This window comes from Mesorhizobium sp. WSM1343, from assembly GCF_055901535.1.
Genome location: NZ_CM148370.1, coordinates 5018530 through 5042717, shown reverse-complemented (window position 1 = coordinate 5042717; position 24188 = coordinate 5018530). Strand labels below are relative to the sequence as shown.

General features: G+C 63.5%; 20 protein-coding genes. 15 read left to right on the top strand and 5 right to left on the bottom strand.

Annotation, left to right across the window (positions count from 1 at the left end):
- Positions 1-22 precede the first annotated feature (22 nt).
- Positions 23-856, top strand: a complete 834-nt coding sequence (locus AC0NIL_RS24790) for an ABC transporter permease (RefSeq protein WP_013532644.1) — start codon at positions 23-25, stop codon at positions 854-856.
- The gene (locus AC0NIL_RS24785; protein WP_027162976.1) at positions 856-1659 is read left to right on the top strand and encodes an ABC transporter permease; all 804 of its coding nucleotides are present in this window, start codon (positions 856-858) and stop codon (positions 1657-1659) included. Before AC0NIL_RS24790 ends, AC0NIL_RS24785 begins: the two co-directional genes overlap by 1 nt.
- Here the strand turns inward: AC0NIL_RS24785 and AC0NIL_RS24780 are convergent.
- On the bottom strand, positions 1656-2444 hold the full coding sequence (locus AC0NIL_RS24780; RefSeq protein ID WP_275953679.1) for a 2-keto-4-pentenoate hydratase: 789 nt from the start codon (positions 2442-2444) through the stop codon (positions 1656-1658). The genes AC0NIL_RS24785 and AC0NIL_RS24780 overlap by 4 nt on opposite strands.
- A 293-nt stretch (positions 2445-2737) precedes the next feature.
- Here AC0NIL_RS24780 and AC0NIL_RS24775 point away from each other — a divergent pair, with 293 nt between their 5' ends.
- The 13 genes from AC0NIL_RS24775 to AC0NIL_RS24715 all read left to right on the top strand — a co-directional run bounded on the left by AC0NIL_RS24775 (position 2738) and on the right by AC0NIL_RS24715 (position 18056).
- A complete protein-coding gene (locus AC0NIL_RS24775) occupies positions 2738-3145 on the top strand; it encodes a DUF3168 domain-containing protein (protein WP_064993409.1) in 408 nt (135 codons plus the stop codon).
- A gap of 175 nt (positions 3146-3320) precedes the next feature.
- Positions 3321-3623, top strand: coding sequence for a hypothetical protein (locus AC0NIL_RS24770; protein ID WP_013532640.1), 303 nt, complete (start codon positions 3321-3323; stop codon positions 3621-3623).
- 119 nt (positions 3624-3742) lie between these two features.
- Positions 3743-4408 (top strand): response regulator transcription factor, encoded by a 666-nt coding sequence (locus tag AC0NIL_RS24765; RefSeq protein ID WP_013532639.1) that lies wholly within the window; start codon positions 3743-3745, stop codon positions 4406-4408.
- Positions 4392-5825: an ATP-binding protein gene (locus AC0NIL_RS24760; RefSeq protein ID WP_024505287.1), complete on the top strand. Its 1434-nt coding sequence runs from the start codon at positions 4392-4394 to the stop codon at positions 5823-5825. Before AC0NIL_RS24765 ends, AC0NIL_RS24760 begins: the two co-directional genes overlap by 17 nt.
- Before the next feature lie 184 nt (positions 5826-6009).
- Positions 6010-6447 carry a hypothetical protein gene (locus tag AC0NIL_RS24755; RefSeq protein ID WP_013532637.1) on the top strand — a complete coding sequence of 146 codons (438 nt, stop codon included), beginning with the start codon at positions 6010-6012 and terminating at the stop codon, positions 6445-6447.
- Between the two features lie 93 nt (positions 6448-6540).
- Positions 6541-7680: a c-type cytochrome biogenesis protein CcmI gene (ccmI, locus tag AC0NIL_RS24750; RefSeq protein WP_024505286.1), complete on the top strand. Its 1140-nt coding sequence runs from the start codon at positions 6541-6543 to the stop codon at positions 7678-7680.
- Positions 7681-7688: 8 nt separating this feature from the next.
- Positions 7689-8132: a cytochrome c maturation protein CcmE gene (gene ccmE, locus AC0NIL_RS24745; protein WP_013532635.1), complete on the top strand. Its 444-nt coding sequence runs from the start codon at positions 7689-7691 to the stop codon at positions 8130-8132.
- Between the two features lie 32 nt (positions 8133-8164).
- Positions 8165-10156: a heme lyase CcmF/NrfE family subunit gene (locus tag AC0NIL_RS24740; RefSeq protein ID WP_024505285.1), complete on the top strand. Its 1992-nt coding sequence runs from the start codon at positions 8165-8167 to the stop codon at positions 10154-10156.
- Positions 10153-10617 carry a cytochrome c-type biogenesis protein gene (locus AC0NIL_RS24735; RefSeq protein WP_275953678.1) on the top strand — a complete coding sequence of 155 codons (465 nt, stop codon included), beginning with the start codon at positions 10153-10155 and terminating at the stop codon, positions 10615-10617. The genes AC0NIL_RS24740 and AC0NIL_RS24735 overlap by 4 nt, the downstream gene beginning before the upstream one ends.
- A 426-nt stretch (positions 10618-11043) precedes the next feature.
- Positions 11044-12597, top strand: a complete 1554-nt coding sequence (locus tag AC0NIL_RS24730; protein WP_013532632.1) for a Do family serine endopeptidase — start codon at positions 11044-11046, stop codon at positions 12595-12597.
- Positions 12598-12947: 350 nt separating this feature from the next.
- On the top strand, positions 12948-13622 hold the full coding sequence (locus tag AC0NIL_RS24725) for a response regulator transcription factor (protein WP_023812818.1): 675 nt from the start codon (positions 12948-12950) through the stop codon (positions 13620-13622).
- Between the two features lie 7 nt (positions 13623-13629).
- Positions 13630-15108, top strand: coding sequence for a sensor histidine kinase (locus AC0NIL_RS24720; protein WP_024505283.1), 1479 nt, complete (start codon positions 13630-13632; stop codon positions 15106-15108).
- A complete protein-coding gene (locus AC0NIL_RS24715; RefSeq protein ID WP_473573889.1) occupies positions 15108-18056 on the top strand; it encodes a bifunctional [glutamine synthetase] adenylyltransferase/[glutamine synthetase]-adenylyl-L-tyrosine phosphorylase in 2949 nt (982 codons plus the stop codon). Before AC0NIL_RS24720 ends, AC0NIL_RS24715 begins: the two co-directional genes overlap by 1 nt.
- Before the next feature lie 59 nt (positions 18057-18115).
- On the opposite strand, the gene AC0NIL_RS24710 is transcribed toward AC0NIL_RS24715, so the two are convergent.
- From AC0NIL_RS24710 to pepN, 4 genes are all read right to left on the bottom strand, one after another.
- Complete coding sequence (locus AC0NIL_RS24710; RefSeq protein ID WP_244506934.1) at positions 18116-18481, bottom strand: hypothetical protein; 366 nt, start codon at positions 18479-18481, stop codon at positions 18116-18118.
- A gap of 69 nt (positions 18482-18550) precedes the next feature.
- The gene (locus tag AC0NIL_RS24705; RefSeq protein ID WP_013532628.1) at positions 18551-18811 is read right to left on the bottom strand and encodes a type II toxin-antitoxin system prevent-host-death family antitoxin; all 261 of its coding nucleotides are present in this window, start codon (positions 18809-18811) and stop codon (positions 18551-18553) included.
- 107 nt (positions 18812-18918) lie between these two features.
- Positions 18919-21240: a PAS domain-containing sensor histidine kinase gene (locus tag AC0NIL_RS24700; RefSeq protein WP_024505281.1), complete on the bottom strand. Its 2322-nt coding sequence runs from the start codon at positions 21238-21240 to the stop codon at positions 18919-18921.
- A 259-nt stretch (positions 21241-21499) separates the two neighbouring features.
- On the bottom strand, positions 21500-24145 hold the full coding sequence (pepN, locus tag AC0NIL_RS24695; protein WP_473573888.1) for an aminopeptidase N: 2646 nt from the start codon (positions 24143-24145) through the stop codon (positions 21500-21502).
- Between the last annotated feature and the right edge of the window lie 43 nt (positions 24146-24188).

Below are 24188 nucleotides of genomic sequence, written 5' to 3'. Positions count from 1 at the left end.
CAGGGCCGGGGTAATCGGGTCAATGAGATCCTATCTCTCCGACAGGATGGGCGCGGCGCTGTTGATGGCGCCGCTGCTCCTGTTTCTTGTCCTGGCCTATGCCTGGCCGTTCCTTGGCGTCGTCAAATGGAGTTTTACGCTGCCGACGCCCGGCCTCGGCCAATATGAGGCGCTGCTCACTGACGATCTGGTGCAGTCGGTGTTCATCCGCACGCTGCGCATCGCGGCGGTCGTCACCGTGGTTTCGGTGGCCGCTGCCTACGCCATCACCGTCGTCTGGGTGCGTGGAACCCCGGCACAGCGCCTGATCGCCGAGTTCTGCATTCTCGTTCCCTTCTGGATTTCCGTGCTGACCCGTGCCTTCGGCTGGGTGGCGCTGCTCTCCAATCGCGGCCTGATCAACACGTGGCTGCAGGCGATCGGCTTCATCTCCGAACCGCTGGCGTTGGTGCGCAACGAATTCGGCGTCATCGTCGGCATGACGCACTTCCTCATTCCTTTCGCCGTTTTTCCGCTGGCATCGGCCATGCGCAGCCTCGACGACCGCGTGCTCCTGGCGGCGCGCGGGCTCGGCTCCAGCCGCATGCGCACCTTCTGGACGGTGTTCGTGCCGATGACGCGCTCCGGCATCATAGGCGCGGCGATGATCGTTTTCGTCTTCTCGCTCGGCTTCTTCGTCACGCCAGCGATCCTTGGCGGCGGCCGCAGCGTCATGATTGCCGAGCTGATCTATCTCAGGATATTCCAGAGCCCGGACTGGGGCTTGGGTGCAGCGATCAGCGTCGTGCTGGTGCTGTTCGTCGGCGCGCTGATGGCGCTCTTGTTCCGATATGTCAGACCGAAGCAGTTGATCTGATGCCGACCTACCGCCCCGGTCCCGTCTCGCTGATCATCGCCGCCTTCGTGGCGCTGTTCCTGCTGATGCCGCTGCTCGCCGTCATCCCGGTGTCGCTGACGCCGAGCCGCATGCTGGCCATGCCGTCGGGCGAACTGTCGCTGCGCCATTACCGGGCGCTGATCGAGGACCCGCGCTGGCTCCAATCGATCCTGCTCTCGATCCGCATCGGTGTCGTCAGCAGCGCCTTTTCAACTGTGCTGGCGCTGTGCTTCAGCCTTGGCGTCTGGATGTTCCAGCCGCGCTTCACCGCGGCCCTGGTCGGCTTCGTGCTGCTGCCGATGGTGGTGCCGCCGGTGGTCTCGGCGATCACGCTCTACTTCTTGCTCACCTCGATCTCGGGTTTCAGCGCGTTCTTCGGCTACGACACCTGGCTTGGCGTCGCCATGGCCCATTCGGTGATGACCGTGCCCTTCGCCACGGTGCTGATGCTGGTCTCTCTCAGCCAGCTCGACCGCCGCATCGACCTTGCCGCGCGGGGCTTAGGGGCCACTGTGTGGGAGCGCGCCACCCGCATCATCATGCCCAACATCAAGTTCGGCATCGTCACCGCCGCACTTCTCTCCTTCGTGCTGTCCTGGGAAGAAATCGGCGTCACTTTGTTCATCACCTCTGTCAACGCCATCACGCTGCCGCGGCTCATGTGGATGGGCTTGCGGGACAACATCGACCCGGCGATCGCGGCATTGTCGGTGATCCTGATCATCATCACCGTGCTGGTGCTGGCGGTGCGCAGTTTCGTGGCCAGGCAGCGCGGAGCCTAGACAAACCTCACCGAGACGCTGCCAAACCTGCCTAGATCGCCGATGACTTCGTCGCCTGCCTCGACGCTTATCGGTGTCACGCAGGTGCCGGTAATCACCACCTGTCCCGGCTGAAGCGCTATGCCCAGGCCCGACAGTTCATTGACGATCCAGGTAAGCGCGATGCGAGGATCGCCCAATACGGCTGCTCCCGATCCGCTATGTTGCGACCTTCCGGAAACGGACGCGATCACGGGGTGCTTTGCAAGATCCACGTCGTGCCAGTCGTCTTCCGCCGCCTCGCCGATGACAAACAGGTTGGCGCAGGCATTGTCCGCAATGAGCTGCGGCGCCCCGACGGCGCAGAAATTGTCATACCGTGAGTCCGGGATTTCGATCGCCGGGTGCAAGCTCGCCACGGCTTCCATCGCCTCGGCGACTTCATAGGGTACCGCACGAGGCGGCAGCTCGCGGCCGAAACGGAAAGCGAACTCGATCTCGGCCACGCGCATCTTGCTCGTCGCCAGGGAAACGGTCCCGCCGATCTCCACCGCTTTCTCGGCCAGGAGACGTCCGGCCATGGGGCCGTCGACGTTGATGTGCCTTTGTCCCGCCAGACTGGTCGCGGCAATCTTCCAGCCGAAAAGCGGAGCCGCCGAGCGATCCATGACATGCGACTGGATAGCGTAACCTTCGAGCCGTGTTTGTGGGCGCAACGCCTCGGGTATGGCGTCGAGACGGGTGCCCTTGTCCCAGTGGCCTACCAACAACCGCGACGCAGCCCTGGTCTTTTCTGCATCGAGCATCATCAGCTTCCGAAATTGCTTCGCGGATCAAAAACGGCAAGGAAACATTGCGTCATGCGACGCTGTATGGAGCGAGAATATGTGACCAGGAATCGAGAGTCCATGTTCACGGCGTGGTGCCCGCGACGGTGGTCTTGGCAAAGCCGCCCTTTCGAGATCATCGGCATCCATCATTCCGATGACGAATCGCCATCGCCTCTGCGCGTCGAATGGCTATATCTGTCAGAACACGCAGAACGCGGACAGCTTCCGAAAAGCAACAGTCGGCAGCGCAGGAACCGGAGGAAAAGACGATGACCGCGCCAGGCGATTTACAGCAGGCACTGTTTCTCAGGCTGAAAAGCGATCCATCGCTGTCGGCCTTGTTGGGCGGCGCCGGACTGCTCGAACGGCCAGCCGACAACGCCGCTTTTCCGTACGTGACCTGCGGCCATACCTCCGCTTTCGACTGGGATACGGGCATCGAGAACACCGACGATCAGTTGATTACGCTGCATGTCTGGTCGAAAGCCCATGGTGATGCCGAAACGCTAGCCATCATGGCCGCCATCCAGGCGCGCCTTGCCGACGCAGCATTGGTGATCGGCCCTCGCGGCCAGACACGACTGTCGCTGGAATTTGCCGAAGCCCGCCATGACGAGGATCTGCTCGTGCATCACGGGCTGCTGCGTTTTCGCGCGATGACGCAGGAAAATGCCTGATGCGCTTTCAATATGGTCAAAACGGAGTCTAGACTGGACTTTCGCGGGATTTCGCCTGTTCGAGGCGGTGAAATTCCAGGTTGACTGTCTCGCGTTGCAGGGGTGTGACGAGGATGTTTGCAGCGGCGTTCACCGTTCATTTCACGTTCAGCACCGATGCGTTACAACGCCGGTCATGAAAACGCTTCGCTCCCACTTCCGAACCGCGACACTGGCGCTTTGTGCTGCCGGGCTGTTTGCGTCGCAGGCGATGGCGATGCCGGTCATCGCGCCGCCCGACCTGGCCAGTCCGATCGTACTGGCGGCCTCCGATTGCTACGCCATCGGCCAACAGGTGGCCGAGCAGAATGGCGGAACGCTGGCCAAGGCCTCGCAATCGACGCGCGGCGGTCAGCCTGTCTGTGTCATTGTCGTGCTCGTTCCGGGCAAGGACGGACAACGTCCGCGCCGTTCCGAGATAGTCGTTCCGCTGAACTGATCCAATCAATCTTAGGCCACGTTTCCCAGGCCGCCGGAATCGGCCTATATCTGCCCCAGTTTTCAATCCTACAAAGCTCTTCCATCCGACAAAGCTCTTCAACAGGTATCGAACTCCGCATGCGTGTACTGGTCGTCGAAGATGACAAGGATCTCAATCGGCAGATATCGGATGCGCTGGTCGATGCCGGCTATGTCGTCGACCGCGCCTTCGACGGCGAGGAAGGCCATTTCCTCGGCGACACCGAGCCCTATGACGCGGTCGTGCTCGATATCGGCCTGCCGCAGATGGACGGCATCAGCGTGGTCGAGCGCTGGCGACGCGGCGGCCGCAAGATGCCGGTGCTGATCCTGACGGCGCGCGACCGCTGGAGCGACAAGGTTTCCGGCATCGATGCCGGCGCCGACGACTACGTCACCAAGCCGTTCCACATCGAGGAGGTGCTGGCGAGGCTGCGGGCTCTGATCCGGCGCGCTGCCGGCCATGCCTCGTCCGAGCTGACCTGCGGACCGCTGCGCCTCGACACCAAGGCCTCCAAGGCCGATGTCGGCGGAGTGCCGCTGAAGCTGACGTCGCATGAATTCCGCCTGCTTGCCTATCTGATGCACCATATGGGCGAGGTCGTCTCGCGGACCGAACTGGTCGAGCATCTCTACGATCAGGATTTCGACCGCGATTCCAACACCATCGAGGTGTTTGTCGGGCGGCTGCGCAAGAAGATGGGCATCGACATGATCGAAACCGTGCGCGGCATGGGCTACCGCATGCGTGAGCCGGAGGCGTAACTCGGAACCGCTCAAACCAACCGCAAGGACGCCGCTTTCGCTGCGTTTGTGGCCGCGTTCGCTGACGTTCCGCGTCATCGCCTTTTCCACGGTCTGGGCGATCGTGACGCTCGTTGTCATCTTCACCTTGATCACCACCCTATACCGCCAGGCCAGCGAGCGCGGCTTCGACAGCCTGCTTTCGGCGCATTTGTTCAACCTGATCGGTTCGATCGGCATCTCCGACAGCGGTGCGCTGACCGGCGCGCCAGATCTCGGCGACCTCCGGTTCTCGGAGCCGAATTCGGGCTGGTACTGGTCGGTTGAGCCCGCTTCGGAAGGCGTGCATGGCGATCTCCATTCGTCGTCGATGACCACGACGATCCCGTCACCGAGCGTTGCCGAGGTGCCGTTCAACGCGAGCTTCCAGCGCAGCTACGCAGCCGAAGGCATCGACGGCGAGCAGCTCGAAGTGTTCGAGAGCGAATTCGTCCTCGACGCCAAGAACCGCGCCGCGCGTTTCCGCGTCATGGGCAACCAGAGCGAACTCGAACAGGAAATCGCCACCTTTCAGCGCCGCCTGCTGACCTATCTCAGCCTGTTCGGCGTCGGCATGATCGCCATCAACGCGATCGCAATCCTGCTCGGCCTGCAGCCGCTGCGCCGGGTCAGGAACGCGCTCGCCATGGTGCGCGAAGGCACCGCCCAGAGGCTCGACGGCCGCTTCCCGGCCGAGATCGAACCGCTTGCCAACGAAACCAATGCGCTGATCGAAAACAACAGGCGCATCGTCGAGCGGTCGCGAACACAGGTCGGCAATCTCGCCCATTCGCTGAAGACGCCGCTGGCGGTACTGCTCAACGAGGGCCGCGCGCTCGGCGGCGCCAAGGGGCAGTTGATCGCCGAACAGGCGGCTTCCATGCAGAAGCAGGTCGAACACTATCTCCAGCGCGCCCGCGTCGCGGCACAACGCGACAGCGTCGTCTACCGCACGCCGGTGACGCCGCTGGTGCAGCGCATGGTGCGGGTTCTGCGGAAGCTCAATCCGCAGACAAATCTGTCGCTGTCGCTGCCGGCGGCCGAGATCGTCTTCGCCGGCGAGCGTGAGGACCTTGAGGAACTGCTGGGCAATCTCCTTGAAAACGCGATGAAATGGGCAAAGAGCGCGGTGCAGGTCTCGATCGTGCCCTTGACCGGCAAGGACGACCCGGCCGGCCTGTTCGAGATCGGCATAGAGGATGACGGTCCGGGCATTCCCGAGGACAAGGCGCGCGAGGCGCTGAAGCGCGGACGGCGTCTGGACGAGACAAAGCCCGGAACAGGTCTGGGCCTGGCCATTGTCGCAGACCTCGTCAACGAGTATGGAGGCGTTCTGGCGCTCGAACGGTCCGGTATGGGCGGATTGAAGGCGGTGGTGCGATTGCGGAGCCTTCAGTGATGTTCACCAGAGCCGATCGACATAGAGGGGCGGGAGATGTTGTTGGCGGCATGTCCATTGGTCCCGCAGCGGCCAGCGGCCAAATTTCCGACAAATATCAATACTATGGCCACGCCGACTTCTCGATGACGCGGCCCCCGGCGCATCCATGGCAGGCTCCAACTCAAGAAAACCGGTTGTTGGCATGAAGATTCGCGTCGCGCTTGTTTCCGCATTGCTGGCTGTTTCCGGCTGCACCACCTTGAGCGGCAAGGGTCCAACCGTGGCAGCGACACCGGCCTCGACACCTCCTTCCAGCGGCAAGGTGACCACGACGATCATTTCGGCGATGGGCGGCGGCCTCATCAGCGGGGCGATCGGCAACGGCCTCAGCGAGACCGAGAAGCGCAGCGCGCTCGAGGCTGAGTACAAAGCTCTGGAATACACGACCAGCGGCCAGAAGGTGACGTGGAAAGGCGCCCAGGCTTCGCGCTACGGCGAGGTGGTTCCGGCCCAGCCCTACCGCGTCGGTTCGCAGGACTGCCGCCAGTACACGCAGACGGTGTTTTCCGGCGGCGCCGGAGTCACGGCGCGCGGAACCGCTTGCCGCAACGCCGATGGCAGCTGGACGCCGCTGACCTGACGACCGTCTGCCGACGATTGGCGGCTGGCGTCGTCAAAGCGTCGCAGCATGCATCTGTTGGCACGGCAGAGCTCTGCCGTTATTGGAAGAACCATGCTGTTCTGGGTCATAGCCGCCATTCTCACGCTGGGTGCAAGCCTGGCGGTGCTGTTGCCGCTGGCCGCCAGCGCGAAGGGCGCGTCGTCGAGCGGCGAACATGATCTCGAAGTCTATCGCGACCAACTGTCCGAGCTTGACCGCGACGCCGCGCGTGGCTTGATCCAGCCGGCCGAAGCGGCCGAAGCCCGCGCCGAGATCGCTCGCCGCATCCTTCGCCTTGACAATGCGGGTACCGCCGGCGGCGCAAACGCGGGCCGAGCGCCGGCCACCGCAAGGCTGGTGGCGACCGTAGCCGTGCTGGCGGTGCCGCTGGTCAGTTGGGGGCTCTATGTCAAGCTTGGCTCTCCCGACCTGCCGTCACAACCGCTCAGCGAGCGGTTGGCCAAGAATCCCGCCGACAGTTCGGTCGACGAACTGGTGGCGCGGGCCGAAGCCCATCTGGCCGCCAATCCCACCGATGGCAGGGGCTGGGACGTGCTTGCACCGGTCTATCTGCGCATGCAGCGCTTTTCCGACGCGGCGGATGCCTATCGCAACGCCATTCGGCTTGATGGCGACAGCGCCGTTCGCCAGGCCGGTCTCGGAGAGGCGATCGCCGGCGCGGCAGGCGGCATTGTCTCGGCCGATGCCCAGGATGCTTTCGAGGCAGCCCTGAAGCTCGATCCGGCCAATGCGAAGGCCAGTTTCTACCTGGCCATGGCGTTGGCGCAGGAGGGTCGCGCCAAGGAAGCGACCACGGCATGGCAGGCGATGCTGGGCAGATTGCCGCCGGACTCGCCATGGCGCGGTGCCGTCGAGCAGGCGCTGGCCAAGTCCGGCAACCCCGAAGTGGCTTCCGGCGGCGCCGCCAACGGCCCCGATGCCGGCGATATCGACGCCGCATCCTCGATGTCGCCGCAGGATCGGGAAGCCATGATCAACACCATGGTTGCCGGCCTTGACGACAAACTGCGGCAAAATCCGCACGACCCGGAAGGATGGATGCGGCTCGTTCGTTCCTATGTCGTGCTTGGCAAGGCCGATCAGGCGCGTGAGGCGCTCGGTCGCGCCATTGCCGTCTTTGGGGCCGACAGTGACCAGGCGAAGAAGTTCACCGCCTTTGCCGCTTCGCTTGGGCTTGCGGCGACGGAGTAGAACAAGACATGACGCGCAAGCAGAAACGATTGTCGGTGATCGCGGGCGGCCTGGTCTTCCTGGGTGCCGCGACCGGGCTGACTTTCTACGCGCTTGGCCAGAAGGCCTCTTATTTCTACATGCCGGCCGATCTCACCACGGCAAGCGTCCAGCCTGGCCAGCGCATCCGGTTGGGTGGATTGGTCGAAAAAGGCACGATCCAGCGCGGGCAGGGGGCCACGGTCGGCTTTTCGGTCACCGACACGCACAAATCGGTCAAGGTCACCTACACCGGCATCCTGCCCGACCTTTTCCGCGAAGAGCAGGGCGTCATCACCGAGGGTAGTTTCGGCCCGGACGGGGTTTTTGTTGCCGATAGCGTGCTGGCCAAGCATGATGAGCGCTATATGCCCAAGGAGGTTGCGGACGGCCTCAAGGCCAAGGGCGTGTGGCAGGAGAGCAAGAGTGAATAGCTCCGGCAGGAGAGCGACAGTGGATCACGGGCATGGTTGAAACCGGACATTTCGCCCTCGTCCTGGCGTTTGCGCTTTCGCTGGTGCAGACGCTCGTGCCGCTGTTTGGCGCACGCCTGAACAACCAGCGCCTGATGGCCGTCGGCGGTCCGGTCGCGGTGACCGGCTTCGCCTTGACGGCGCTGTCTTTCGCAGCGCTGGCGAGTGCCTATGCGAGCTCCGATTTCTCGGTGGCAAGCGTGTGGGAAAACTCGCATTCCTTGCAGCCGTTGATCTACAAGATCACCGGAACCTGGGGCAATCATGAAGGCTCGATGCTGCTTTGGGTGTTGATCCTGACCTTCTTCGGCGCACTCGTCGCCGCTTTCGGCTCCAACCTGCCGGCGACGCTGCGCGCCAATGTGCTTGCGGTGCAAGGCGCCATCGGCGCCGCCTTCTTCCTGTTCATTCTGGCGACGTCCAATCCGTTCATCCGGCTCAACCCGGCGCCGATCGAAGGCCGCGATCTCAACCCGATCCTGCAGGATCTCGGCCTCGCCATCCACCCGCCGTTCCTCTATCTCGGCTATGTCGGCTTCTCGATCTGTTTTTCCTTCTCGGTCGCCGCTCTCATCGAAGGCCGCATCGACGCGTCCTGGGCGCGCTGGGTGCGGCCGTGGACGCTGGTCGCCTGGATGTTCCTGACCGGCGGCATCGCCATGGGATCGTACTGGGCCTACTATGAACTTGGCTGGGGCGGTTTCTGGTTCTGGGATCCAGTCGAGAACGCGTCTTTCATGCCGTGGCTGGCGGGCACCGCGCTGCTCCATTCGGCCATTGTCATGGAAAAGCGCTCGGCGCTGAAGATCTGGACGCTGCTGCTCGCCATCCTGACCTTTTCGCTGTCGCTGCTCGGCACCTTCCTCGTGCGTTCGGGCGTGCTGACCTCGGTGCACGCCTTTGCCACCGATCCGACCCGGGGCGTGTTTATCCTGTGCATCCTGACGCTGTTTATCGGCGGCTCGCTGGCGCTGTTTGCGCTGCGCGCTTCCCGGTTGACGACCGGCGGCCTGTTCCACCCGATTTCCCGAGAAGGGGCACTCGTCCTCAACAATCTGTTCCTGACCACGGCGACGGCGACCGTGCTTGTCGGCACACTCTATCCGCTCGCCGTCGAAGCCTTTTCAGCCGACAAGATCTCGGTCGGCGCGCCGTTCTTCAATCTCACCTTCGGGCCGCTGATGGTGCCGCTGCTGCTCGTGGTTCCGTTCGGGCCGTTGCTGGCCTGGAAGCGCGGCGATGTCTTCGCCGTCGCGCAGCGCCTGATGGTGGCCTTTGCAGCGGCGCTGCTGGCGACGCTGGTCACCGCTCTGTTCATCGACGGCGCCTCGGTGTTCGCAGCCCTGGGCGTAGGCCTTGCCGTCTGGCTGATCCTTGGCGCGCTCACCGATCTCGCCGTCAAATCGGGCTTTCGGACCGTCGCAACGGGGATCATGGTCCGGCGCTTGCTCGGCTTGCCGCGTTCGGTCTTCGGCACAGCCTTCGCTCACCTCGGCCTCGGCCTGACCACGCTCGGCATCGTCGGCACACTTTGCTTCGGCACCGAGAAGATCCTGTCGATGCATGCCGGCGAGACCGTCGAACTGTCCGGCCATACGCTGCGTTTCGTCGGGCTTTATCCGGCCCAGGGACCGAATTACAGCGAGGATCGCGGCCGCTTCGAGCTGATCGGCGTCAGCGGTAGCCCTGTTGGCGAAATCAGCTCCGCCAAGCGGTTTTATCCGGTGCGGCAGATGACGACGACGGAATCCGGCATCAGGACGATCGGTTTCTCGCAGCTCTACATCTCGCTCGGCGACGAGGGCAAAGACGGTTCGGTCGTCGTGCGTTTGTGGTGGAAGCCGCTGGTGACGTTGATCTGGGGCGGTGGCCTGATGATGATGGCGGGCGCGGCGATGTCGCTGATGGACCGGCGCCTGCGCGTCGGCGCGCCGTCGCGACGGCGCAAGCAGGCGAGCGTGGTGCCATCCGCGACCCTGCCATGAACGCACGGCTTTCGCTGACCTCCATTATCCTGCTGCTGGCGCTGTTTTTTGCCGGCACGGCCTTGGCGGTGAAGCCTGACGAGATGCTGCCTGATCCTGCACTTGAGGCGCGGGCTCGGGCGCTTTCGGAAGGCTTGCGCTGCATGGTCTGCCAGAACCAGTCGATCGACGAATCCGATGCCGACCTTGCCCGCGACCTGCGCGTCCTCGTGCGTCAGCGCCTCGTCGCCGGCGACACTGACCAGCAGGTCATGGGCTACGTGGTTTCGCGCTATGGCGAGTTCGTGCTGCTCAAGCCGCGTTTCGACCTGCGCAATGCATTGCTGTGGGGCACGCCTGTCCTGCTGTTGCTGGTGGGAGGCGTTTTCATCGTGCTGACCGCGCGGTCGCGTCGCTCGCTGGCAACCAATGCGCTGACCACTGAGGAACAGGCGGCGCTGGACAAGATACTAGGCAATTAGCTCGGCCATTCTTCCGAGGGCCAGTCCCGCGACGTGTGAATGACGCGCAGGATAACGACGCTCTGACGGCCAGCGATCGGGCGCAACTCATAGGCAATGATGTGGTGTGGGGCAGGCGGCCGATGAACGTCTCATATGTGCCTGTTATTCGGCCTGGCCGGCCCGTCGCCATATCACCAAGGCCTCGGCCCATTTCACGAATACGATCCGCCAGGCGTGCTTGCTGTCATTTATGAAAGCCTTGTGCTGAGTTGTGTACAAGATAGCGCATAGGGCATCGCGGCCAACGGGTTTGTGCGTCTCCCGACCCCAAAACATTACCAAAGTTTCATGTGTCGGAAATGGCGCTGTAATGTGCGCCACTCTAATTCTCTTGCTTGAGGATGCCCATCAGCAGCGTCCATTTGGAAAGAGGATACGAGATCCATGAATATTGCCCCCCGTTCATATTCCGTCACCCGCAAGCGTCTCATGGCTGCCGTCGCGTCTGTCGCCGTGGCCGGTGCGATCGGCGTCGGTGCGCTGACCAGCGGAACCAGCCCTGTTCTGGCCGATGCCGTGCGCGTCGAGGCGCCGCAGGTACCGGGCTTCGCCGATGTCGTCGAGCGGGTTTCTCCCGCTGTTGTCAGCGTCAAGGTCAAGGCCAAGATCAGCCCGGCCGCCGATGACGGCTCCGACCCGTCCGACGATCAGGATGGCATGAACAACCTGCCCAACAATCCGCAACTGCGCCGCTTCTTCAAGGAATTCCGCGGCTTTGGTGATCAGGACGGCCAGGGTGGCGGCAACAGGCGCTTCAGCCATCGCGACCGCAACAACGACCAGCCGCGGCCGGTTGCACAAGGGTCCGGCTTCTTCATCTCGGATGACGGCTATCTCGTCACCAACAACCACGTCGTTTCGGAAGGCTCGGCCTTCACCGTGGTGATGAATGACGGCAAGGAACTTGACGCCAAGCTGATCGGCACCGACCCGCGCACCGATCTCGCCGTGCTCAAGGTCGATGGCGTCGGCAAGTTTACCTATGTCGACTTCGCCGATGACTCCAAGGTTCGCGTCGGCGACTGGGTGGTGGCCGTCGGCAATCCGTTCGGCCTTGGTGGCACCGTCACCGCCGGCATCGTCTCCGCCCGCGGCCGCGACATCGGCGCTGGCCCTTATGACGACTTCATCCAGATCGACGCATCGGTCAACCGCGGCAATTCGGGCGGCCCGACCTTCAACCTCAACGGCCAGGTCGTCGGCATCAACACCGCGATCTTCTCGCCGTCCGGCGGCAGCGTCGGCATCGCCTTCGACATTCCCGCTTCGACCGCCAAGCAGGTCGTTCAGGACCTGATGAAGAGCGGTTCCGTTCAGCGGGGCTGGCTCGGTGTGGAAATCCAGCCGGTCACCTCCGACATCGCTGAGTCGCTTGGTCTGAAGTCCAACAACGGCGCACTGGTTTCCAGTGCCCAGGACGATGGTCCCGGCAAGAAGGCGGGCATCACGGCCGGTGACGTGATCACCCAGGTCAACGGCAAGGACGTCGCTTCGCCGAAGGAACTGGCACGGCTGATCGGCGCCTACTCGCCTGGCAAGTCGGTTGACGTCACCGTGTGGCGCGACGGCAAGAGCCAGACGGTCAAGGTCGATCTCGGCAAACTGCCCTCGAGCGACAAGCAGGCCTCTGTCGACCAGTCGCAGCCTGCCGCTCCGGCAAAGCCCGACACGCTGGCCGATCTTGGCCTGACCGTCACCAAGTCCGAAAACGGCAAGGGGCTGGTGGTGACCGACGTCGATCCCGACAGCGATGCTGCCGATCGCGGCATCCAGCCGGGCGACGTCATCACATCGGTCAATTCGACCGAAGTGAACGGCACCGACGACGTCACCAAGGCGATGACCGAAGCGGTCAAATCCGGCCGCAAGGCGGTGCTGATGCAGATCACCCGCGACGACACCAATCGTTTCGTCGCGCTGCCCGTCGCCAAGGGCTGAGGTCGGCTCCGGAGCGTTCTCTCGGCCTTCCGAGGCGGGTGAGGGCGTTCCGGCGGCAAGTTGGACTTTTCCAGTGCGCCGGTTCAACACCCCCGAGCCGCCGTACGGGAAAGCATGGAGGAGCGCGCGTTAGTCAGTCATCGCGCCTTCCCCCGGCGGCAGCGGGCTTCCCATCGCCCGCTGCCGCACAATTTCAAAAGCGCTTCAACGATCCGATGCCAACGACATCGGCAGCGAGCAGCTTTATCGCGCACTGCTTCGAGCGATCTCGGTCGCGATGCGCTTTGGCAAAGGCCACAATGCAGATGTCTGCCACTCAACCTTCCGGCGAAATCGCGTATAACAGCCCTATGAAGATTCTCGTCATAGAAGACGATCGCGAGGCTGCGGATTACTTGCAGAAAGCCTTTGCCGAGGCCGGTCACACCGCGCATGTCGCCGGTGACGGCGAAACCGGCTTTGCGCTCGCCGACGCCGGCGACTACGACGTGATGGTGATCGACCGGATGATGCCGCGTCGCGACGGCCTGTCGGTCATTGCCGGTCTCAGGTCCAGGGGCAACACGACGCCGGTGCTGATCCTGTCGGCGCTCGGCGAGGTCGATGACCGGGTCACGGGTCTGCGCGCCGGCGGCGACGATTACCTGACAAAGCCCTATGCCTTCTCCGAGCTTCTCGCCCGCGTCGAGGTGCTGAACCGGCGCGCCAGTGCAAAGGAAGCGGAAACCGTCTACCGCGTCGGCGATCTCGAACTCGACAGGCTGTCGCATTCGGTCCGCCGTGCGTCACGCGAGATAACGCTGCAGCCGCGTGAGTTCCGCTTGCTCGAATATCTGATGCGGCATGCCGGCCAGGTGGTGACGCGCACCATGCTGCTGGAAAATGTCTGGGACTACCATTTCGATCCGCAGACCAATGTCATCGACGTCCATGTCTCCCGGCTGCGTGGCAAGATCGAGAAGGGCTTCGACAAGCCCATCCTGCATACGGTTCGCGGCGCCGGCTATATGCTGAAGAGTGGTTAGCTGCGGCATGGCTCTTTCCGTGCCAGCCATCATGAAGACGACGGCAGCGCGGCTTTCGGCGCTCTACTTCCTGCTCTTCGCGCTCTGCGCGGTGGCGCTCGTCTTCTACATGACCTCGCTGTCGGCGCGAATGCTGACCGCGCAGACGCAGGAGACCATCAATGACGAAGTGCTCGGCCTTGCCCGCGCCTATCAGCGCGGCGGCCTGCCGGTACTGGTCCGCGTGGTCGAAGCGCGCTCGCGCCAGCCCGGCGCAAACCTTTACCTGATCGCCGACGCCAACGGCCAGATCCTGACCGGCAACGTGCAGAGCCTCGAACCTGGCGTTCTCGAAACCGAAGGCTGGACCAGCAGTCCGTTCTCTTATCAGCGCTTTGGCGAGGGAGAGCTCGAGCGCCTGCGCAACCTTCCCGCCGAGCAGGGTACCACCACCCAATCCGAGCAGAACGATGCGCAGGCGCAGGGCGAAAAAGGCCACAACGCCATTGCGCTGGTGCTGCGGCTGCCGAACCAGATGATCATGCTGGTCGGCCGCGACCTTGGCGAGCCGGAACGGTTTCGTGCCGTCATCCGCCGTGCGCTGATGCTGGCGCTCGGCATGATGGGGCTGGGCGGATTGCTGATCTGGTTTTTTGTCGGCCGCGCTGCGCTGAAGCGCATCGACAGCGTGTCGGAAGCCAGCCGTCGCATCATGGGCGGCGATCTGTCGGGCAGGCTGCCGGTGACGGGGGTTGGCGACGAGTTCGACCGGCTCTCCGAAAATCTCAATGCCATGCTGGCCAGGATCGCCACGCTCAACGAAGGCTTGAAGCAGGTTTCCGACAACATCGCGCATGATCTGAAGACGCCGCTGACCCGGCTGCGCAACCGGGCCGAAGCGACGCTTTCGGGCAAGCAAAAGCCCACCGACTACCGGCAGGCGCTGGAAGGCACCATCGCCGAGTCGGACCAGTTGATAAAAACCTTCAACGCCATCCTGATGATCTCCCGGCTGGAGGCTGGCTACTCGTCTGAAAATACGAACCGCGTCGATCTTGCGGAAGCCGTACGCGATGTCGTCGAGCTCTATGAGCCGGTGGCGGAAGAGGCGGGCGTGTCGCTGGAAGCAGACGCGCACGAGGCGGTGTCCGTCAACGGCAACCGCGAACTGATCGGCCAGGCGCTGTCGAACATCGTCGACAACGCCATCAAATATTCGACCGGCGCCAATGCCCAGCCGGCGGTGCGCGTCACGCTCGAGCGAGCCGGTGCGGACGTTCGCCTGTCGGTTGCCGACAATGGCCACGGCATTCCCGACGATGGCGACCGCGCGCGTGCCACGGAACGTTTCGTGCGGCTGGAGAAGAGCCGTTCGCAACCGGGTTCGGGTCTTGGCCTCAGCCTCGCCAAGGCCGTCATGACATTCCACAATGGCCGGCTTGAACTCTTGCCTGGCAATCCTGGATTATCCGTGGTCATGAGTTTCCCGGTTCGGGAGGATCACTGATGAGCACGGCTGCGAGAGCGAAAGATTGGCTGCTGAAGCCGGCGGCCAGGCTTGTTCCGCTCGACAAGGACCGTGCGCGGTTGGAACTGGCCGAGATCGCTTCCGCCGCGCGCGAAGAAGGACTGACGCGGCTTGCCAAGTTTCTGGCCGGCAAGGGGGAGGGCCAGGATTTCCTCGCCGCCGTCTTCGATCTGTCGCCGTTCCTGCGCGATACGGCACGTCGCCGGCCGCAAATCCTGGACGGGCTGTTCGAGCAGACAATCGAGGCTCGGCTGAAAGCGATCGGCGCCGCCATAGACCAGGCGCATTTGGCGGAGACCCTTTCGGAATCCGGCCTGATGATGGAGCTGCGCCAGTGGAAGGCGGAGGCGCATTTCCTCATCGCGCTGGCCGATCTTGCCGGCGAGGCCGAAACGGCGCTGACGGTCCCGCGGTTGAGCGACCTCGCTGACGCCTGTACCCGTGCCGCCGTCGACTTCCTGCTGCGCGACGCGCACGGCCAGGGCAAACTCAAACTGCCGGATCTCGACAACCCGTCGAAGCAGTCGGGTTGGATCCTGCTCGGTATGGGCAAGCTCGGGGCACATGAGCTGAATTTTTCCTCGGACATCGATCTGGTGGTTTTCTTCGATCCGGAAGCACCGGCGGTCGTCGACCCGCTCGACGCCACCGAATTGTTTTCGCGGCTGACGCGCCGCCTGGTTCGCATCCTGCAGGACCGCACCGAGCACGGATATGTCTTCCGCACCGATCTGAGGCTGCGCCCCGACCCCGGCTCGACACCGCTGGCGATCCCGGTCGAGGCGGCACTGCGCTACTATGAGGCGCGCGGCCAGAACTGGGAGCGCGCCGCCATGATCAAGGCACGTCCGGTGGCCGGCGATCTGGCAGCGGGCGCTGCCTTCCTCAAGGAGCTTCAGCCCTATATCTGGCGCAAATACATGGACTACGCGGCGATTGCCGACGTCCATTCGATCAAGCGCCAGATCCACGCCCACAAGGGCCATGGTGAGATCGCGGTCAAGGGCCACAACGTCAAGCTCGGGCGCGGCGGCATTCGCGAGATCGAGTTCTTCGTCCAGACCCAGCAGCTTATCGCCGGCGGACGCTTCCCTGAACTGCGTGGCCGCGAGACCGTGCCGATGCTCGGCGAGCTTGCGACACGCGGCTGGATCACCATCGAGGCGCGCGATGCGCTCGCCCGCCAGTACTGGTTCCTGCGCCGCGTCGAACATGCCGTGCAGATGGTTGCCGACGAGCAGACCCACACGCTGCCGGAAGATGATGAAGGCTTGGAGCGCATCGCCCGCATGCTCGCCTTTGCCGATGCTCCTGCCTTTTCCCAGGCGTTTCGCGCCTCGCTGCAGCAGGTCGAACGCCACTACGCGGCACTGTTCGAAACAGCACCGGAACTTTCGACAGGCATCGGCAATCTCGTCTTCACCGGCGATGTCGACGATCCCGATACGCTGCAGACCTTGCACGGCCTCGGCTTCCAGCGGCCAAGCGACATCTGCCGCGTCATCCGAGGCTGGCATTTCGGTCGCTATCGCGTCACTCAGTCGGCGGAGGCGCGCGAGCGGCTGACGGAATTGACGCCGGCTCTGCTGCGCTCCTTCGGCCAGACGCGCCGGGCCGACGAAGCGCTGATGCGCTTCGACGAATTTCTCGCCGGCCTGCCGGCCGGCATCCAGCTGTTTTCCCTGCTGCAGTCCAATCCGGCCCTGCTCAAGCTCCTGGCAACGATCATGGGTGCGGCGCCCCGGCTGGCGGCGATCATCACCCGCCGGCCGCATGTCTTCGATGGTCTGCTCGACCCGGCCTTGCTGACGGAGCTACCGGACCGCGCCTATCTGTCGGCACGGCTTTCCGCCTTTGTCGAGGGCGACCGGCTTTATGAGGACGTGCTCGACCGGCTGCGCATTTTTGCTTCCGAGCAGAAATTCCTGATCGGCGTCCGGCTGCTCGCCGGCTCGATCGATCCGGCGCGCGCCGGCCGCGCCTTCTCCGATCTGGCGGATCTCACCATCGAGGCTGCGTTGCAGGCGGTGACGGCCGAATTCGCGGCGCGCCACGGCACCATTGCCGGCGGCGTGGTTGCGCTGCTCGGCATGGGCAAGCTCGGCAGCCGCGAGCTGACCGCCGGATCGGATGTCGACCTGATCCTGCTTTATGACCACGCGCCGGACGCCGAGGAGTCCGATGGCGGCAAGCCGCTGGCGCCTTCGCATTACTACACCCGCATGACGCAGCGGCTGATCGCGGCTGTGTCGGCGCCGACGGCGGAGGGCGTGCTCTACGAACTCGACCTGCGCCTGCGGCCATCCGGCAACAAGGGTCCTGTGGCCACCCATATCGATGCCTTCAAGAAATATCAGCGCCAGGAGGCCTGGACCTGGGAGCACATGGCGCTGGCCCGGGCCCGCGCCATAGCCGGCGACGCCAGCCTGTGCGGCGAGGTTGAAGCGGAAGTGGCGGCGGTGCTTGGTCAGCCGCGCGACGCCGCAAAGGTGATGGCCGAGGCCTCGGAGATGCGCGCCATGATCGAAAAGGAAAAGCCGCCGCGCGACCTGTGGGACATCAAGCTGATCCCCGGCGGCCTCATCGATCTCGAATTCATCGCCCAAGTGGCCGTCATCACCGGGCAGGTAGGCGCCGGGCCGCGCGTTACCGGTACCGCCGAAATCCTTTCGCGCCTGTCACCGGGCTTCGCCAATGCCGGGGCGAGGCAGGAGCTTTTCGACGCCTATGCGCTCTATCTGGCGCTGACCCAGATGACGCGGCTGTGCCTTACCGGAGCCTTCGAGCGCGACGACGTTCCGCCGGGGCTTTCGGATCTGCTTCTGGCGGTGACCGACCTGCCGGATTTCGGTGTGCTGGAAGCACACCTCAAGGAGACGTCGCAGAAGGTCAGGAAGGATTTCCACCTTTTGCTTCGTACGGGATGACCGGGAAGCGATCGTCCCTTGGAATCGGGGACGTTTCGTGGTCCTCCAGTCTCATGCAGCTACTCTGTTCGCCGAATCTGCTGCAGCGCCCGGCTTGCGTGAGACTGCAAAATCCGGTCGCGCAGATAGGCATAGAAACGCGGCGGCAGCATGCCATAGTCGAATCGGGACGGTTTGCTCCCCGCGATAGGCCTGAGATCGGGACCCGGCCAGAGGAAATGATTGGTTTCGGTGACGACGATCCATGATGGCGTGTCATCGAGGCCGAGATAGGCTTTGAGGGGCGCAGGTATTTCTACTGCATCGGCAGGATCAGCTGGTGGCGAGTGTGTGACCGGAACGACCGTTATGACTTCACGGCCCTCCACGACCCGGCGCGCGGCGACAATGGCGCATGGTCGGTTTTTTGCGACCTTCTTCGGCACCCTTTTCGTGTTCTCTCACCCAGAGGTAAGAATAGCAAATCACCAGACCCGGGATAGGTTTGGGCAGGCTCACGGTGTCCAGTCTTTGAGCATTGCATCAAGCCCGGCATATTCGCTCGATACGGCGCTTTCGGCGATGGCGTTAAGCGTCTCGTCGTCCAGCTCTTCCACAGGACGGGCGACCCGTCCCTTGACCAAGACCTCGAACATCGCCGCCGACAGGAGTACCGTGTGGGTCCGGCCATTCTTTGTGATTGCGACCGGCGCACGCTGGGCAGCATCCTGAAAACGCCCGACATTCTGCTGGAATTCCGTTGAAGTCACTCGCATGACAAGGCCTTTCTTTTTTATCCAAAATAGATAAAATAGATAACTTTGTCAAAGCGTTTCACCTCGCGTCCACGAGGTGGATCAGGCCTGGGATGGTGATAAAAACTTCACGCTGCAACCTTGACGGCCAGCACGCTCTTCTTCACCGGAATGCGCACCGACACGATAGTGCCGACACCTTCGCTCGACCGGATCTTCAGCGCGCCGCCCTGAAGCTCGGCCAGCGAACGTGAGATGGCAAGGCCAAGGCCGGACCCGGCATGGCTCTTGGAGAACTGGTTCTGCACCTGTTCGAACGGCCGTCCGAGCTTTCCGAGCGCCTCCTTGGGGATGCCGCAGCCATTGTCCTCGATCGTCAGCACCAGCGCGCCGGATGTGTTGCGGGCCCTGACCGATATGTGGCCGCCCTGGCCGGTGAACTTCACCGCATTGGACAAAAGGTTGATGACGATCTGCTTGATCGCACGGCGATCGGCGACCAGCGTCAGCGCATCGGCAATGCGCGTTTCCACGGAGATGGCCTTTTGCGCCGCCTGCAGCGAAACGACGCGTACGGTTTCGCTGATCAGCGGGCCGAGGTCGATCTCTTCCCGGTCCAGAGAGAACTGGCCGGCCTCGATCTTGGACATGTCGAGAATATCGTTGATGACGCCCAGCAGGTACTTGCCGCTGCTGTTGATGTCGGTGGCATATTCCTCGTAGCGCTCCGATCCGAGCGGGCCGAACAGCCCTTGTTCCATCAGTTCGGAGAAGCCGATGATGGCGTTCAGCGGCGTGCGCAACTCATGCGACATGTTGGCCAGGAATTCGGATTTGGCCCGGTTCGCCGCTTCGGCCCGTTCGGTTTCCTTCATGTATTTGCGGTTGAGGTCGACCAGTTCGCGCGAACGCTCCTCTTCGGCCCGCCGCGCGAGGCTGAGATCATGGATCGTTGCCATCAGCCGTCGCTCACTGTCGACCAGCTTCTCCTGGTGCAGCTTGATCTGGGTGATGTCGGAACCGACCGAGACGATGCCGCCGTCCCGGGTCTTCAGTTCGTTGACCTGCAGCCAGCGGCCATCGGCCAACTGCCGCTCGAAAGTGGCGCCGCCCTGCAGGCCGCTGGTGTGGGCAAGCCGCCTTTCGGAAGCAAAGGCCAGCATGCGTTCTTCCAGCGCCGCGCGCGCGGTGCCCGGCATCACGTCGCGGTCCGAAAGCCCGTTGTCCTGCTGGTATTTGGAATTGCACATGATCAGGTGCTGCGTCGAATCCCACAGCACGAAGGATTCGTTGATGTTCTCGATCGCCGTTCTGAGGCGAAGGTCGGCAGCCTCGGAACGCAGCGCCAGATGACGCTGTTCGGTGACGTCGACGGCGATGCCGATCAGCTGGATCTCCGGCGCTTCCGGATCGATGACCTGTGCCCGCGCGCGCATCCAGACCCATTGGCCATCGGCATGGCGCATGCGGAACACCTGATCGATGTGATCGATCTCGCGAGCGACGATTCTGTTGGCGAGCTCGAACAGGTCGCCGTCCTCGGGATGGATGATCTGATCGACCTCGCCGAAGGACAGCATCGTTTCGCAAGGCTTGTAGCCGAGCATGTCGTACATCGAGCGCGACCAGTACATCTTGCCGCGCACCATGTCCCAGTCCCACAGGCCGCAGCGGCCGCGAACCAGCGCCATGTCGATGCGCTGATGCGCTTCGAGGTAGATGCGGTCGGCCGCCTGCGCACGTGCCGCCTGGCCGAAATAGGCATAGAGGATGACGATCAGCACACCGGCCGTCAGCACGAACAGGGTGACGTTCAGCGAAACGGTCTTGCGCCAGGCATCGAAAACCGCGTCCTGTGGCACCAGGGCCGCCGATGCACCCTTTCCGCCATTCGCCAGGCTGACCGCGGCGTACCAATCCCGTCCGTCGATGTTGACGTCCATGACGCCCGCACGATCGCCGAACATGAACAAGGGCTGGCCGCCCTCGACGAGGCCGTCCAGCGAATGGCCCTGCCATGGCATCGAGCGTGGCGTCACCGCGACGATCTTGAAAGCGCTGTCGGTGATGACAAGCACATGGCTGCGGCCCATCGCGCCCTGACGGCTGGTGGTCTCCAGCAGATCCTGTATGGCGCCGGGCACCGTTTCCGAGGTGGTGGCGAGCGAACTGGCCAGCTGGCCCGCCGCCAGCGTCAGGATCGCCTTGGCATTGCGCTCGACATCGTCGCGCTCGTTCATCAGCGACAGCACGCGCAACGCCGCGATGACGATCAGGAAAGTGATGATGAGGACGGGTATTGATCGGCGCAGCAGCGGCTCGGCGGCCAGAAGCCGCCGGTAGGCCGGTTCGGCGATGAGTCGCGTATTCCCGGCAAGACCGTCGCCGCGCGTCTCCCGATGCGCAAAAACCGTCCCTCCGGGCGCGCCCCACGCGTCCGCCTTCGCCATAAATGGCACTCCCCGAATTTGCCTATGCTGCTTGGTGATCCGGCAAACGCCGCACTTCCGAATCGTCAGTAAAGAATCAAAGGTGATTCGCCTTGTCCAGTGGTCCGGCGAAAAAAGATTAAAAATCGACTAAAATAATGGGCTTTCGCTGGCGCAGCGCCTAACGGAAGCCGCTGCTGGCAGGTCCTGGTTGAAATTCACCAGCTTGGCGGCGTGCACGGATCTCCCTTCTGCCACAAGGGGAGAAGGAAGAGAGCGGCTAAGCCAGCGTGCGCTCGACAATATCCCGCAGATCCGCCGACAGGTTTTCGGCGCCGGCGATCGAGAGCAGCGCTTCCCTGGCCTTCGCCTGCCGCAAGGGTTCGAGCGAACGCCAGGATCTGAGCGCCGTCGCCAGCCTTGCCGCCACTTGCGGGTTGCGCTTTTCAACCTCGAGGACGGTTTGAGCAAAGAACCAGTAGCCTTCGCCGTCGGTCCGGTGGAAGCCGGTCTGATTGGCGCTGGAGAAGGTGCCGATCAGCGAGCGCACCCGGTTCGGATTGCCCATCGAGAAGGCCGGGTGGTTGGTCAAGGCCTTCACCGTGTCGACGGTTTGCGGCCCCGGTACGCTGGCCTGGATCTGGAACCATTTGTCCATGATCAGCGGGTCGGACCCGTAGGTCGTCTCGAAAGCCGCCAGCGCCTCGACCGCCTCGGGCGAACCGTGGTGACGATGCGCGAGCACGGCAAGTGCTGCCGCGCGGTCGGTCATGTTGGTCGCGGACTGGAAATGCCCGGCAGCGAGTTCCGCTCCGCCCGGCTGCAGCGACAGATAATCCAGCAGGGTGTTGCGCAAGGCGCGTCGTCCGGCGCTTGCGGCGTCGGGGCTGAACGCTTCTCTGTCGGCAAGGCTGAGGTAGAGGCCCGAAAAAACGTCCCGGTTCGCAGTGCCGATCGCCAGCGCCAGTGCCTCGCGAGCCGCATAGATGGCATCGGGGTCGATGTTCCTGCCGATGTCGCGGGCAATGTCGGCTTCGCCGGGCAGGGCCAGCGCCAATGCCCGATAGGCCGGCTCCAGCGTCTCGTCGCCGGCAATGCTGCCGGCGAGCTCGGTCAGCCGCGGCGCAAAGGCCGGCTGCTTGCCGCCGAGGATCTCGCGGAACGCTGATATCAGCGCATCGGTCAGCAATGTGTTGAAGGCCTGCCAGCGCGAGAAGGCGTCGCCATCGTGGCGGGCAAGGAAGAACTGGTCGTCGGCTTTCTGCTCGACGGACAATGTCACCGGCGCCGAAAAGCCGCGATTGAGCGACACGGCCGGGCGCTCGGTGACGCCTGAAAACCGCACCATGTGGCGGCGCTTGCGGATATGGATGACGCCGCCCTCGACGCTGGCGCCCTCGACGCTACTATACGGCACAGGCTTGCCGCCGGCGCCGATCAGCCCGAAAGCGAGCGGGATGTGCATCAGCCGCTTGCGGCTTTCGGAGGGTGTCGGCGGCACCGACTGCTCGATTTCGAGTGTGAACTCCTGCGCGGCTGGATTGTGCGTCGAACTGATCGTCAGGTTCGGCGTTCCCGCCTGATGATACCAGAGCGCGAACTGCGACAGGTCGCGGCCGGACGCATCCTCGAACACCTTGATGAAATCCTCGATCGTCGCCGCGTCACCGTCGTGCCGCTCGAAATAGAGGTCCATGCCGGCGCGAAACACGTCGGCACCGAGAATTGTGCGGATCATGCGCACCACTTCGGAGCCCTTCTCGTAGACCGTCGCGGTGTAGAAATTGTTGATCTCGCGGTAGCGGCGCGGCCGCACCGGATGGGCCAGTGGGCCCTGGTCCTCTGGAAACTGGTGGGCGCGCAAGGTCCGCACTTCGGCGATGCGCTTGACCGCGCGCGAGCGCTGGTCGGCGGAGAATTCGTGGTCGCGGAAAACCGTCAGGCCTTCCTTCAGGCAGAGCTGGAACCAGTCGCGGCAAGTGATTCTGTTGCCTGTCCAATTGTGGAAATACTCATGCGCTATGATCGCCTCGATATTGGCGAAATCGGCGTCCGTCGCGGTCTCCCGGTCGGCCAGCACATATTTGTCGTTGAAGATGTTGAGGCCCTTGTTCTCCATCGCGCCCATGTTGAAGTCCGACACGGCGACGATGTTGAAGACGTCGAGATCGTATTCGCGGCCGAACGCCTCCTCGTCCCATTTCATCGACCGCTTCAGGGCGTCCATCGCATAGCCGGCCAGCGTCTCCTTGCCGGGCTCGACATAGATGCCGAGCTCGACCGTGCGGCCGGACAGGGTGACGAAACTGTCCGCGAGCCGGCCGAGATTGCCGGCTACCAATGCGAACAGATAGGACGGCTTGGGGAAAGGGTCGTGCCACACGGCATAATGCCAGCCGTCGCCGAGGTCGCCCTTTTCGAGCGGGTTGCCGTTGGACAGGAGCAGCGGCGCCTCGTCGCGCATTGCCTCCATGCGCACCGTGTAGACGGACAGGATATCGGGACGGTCGAGGAAATAGGTGATGCGGCGAAAGCCCTCGGCTTCGCATTGCGTGCAGTAGACGTGGCTCGAGCGGTAGAGGCCCATCAGGGCTTCGTTGCCCGCCGGCGCCACCTCGGTCTCGATGAGCAACTGGAAGCGCCGCGCCACCGGTGGCTCGAGGATGGTCAACTGGTCGGGCGTCGCCAGCAGATCCGCCGGTTTTACCTTCTTGCCGTCGATCTCGATGCGCTTGAGCGTCAGCCCGTCGCCGTCGAGCACCAACGGTGCCGACACGGAGACGCCGTCACGGCGCTCTATCGTGAGCACGGCGGTGACACGCGTTGCGTCTGGCGAAAGGCGGAAGGTGAGGTCGGTTTGCGGAATGAGGTAGTCGTTGGGGCGATAGTCTTCAAGCTTGAAGACCTGGCCGGTGTCCGTGCGCATTCCGTGGGTTTTCCTGTCGATTGCGTTGGCGGCGGATTGTGTC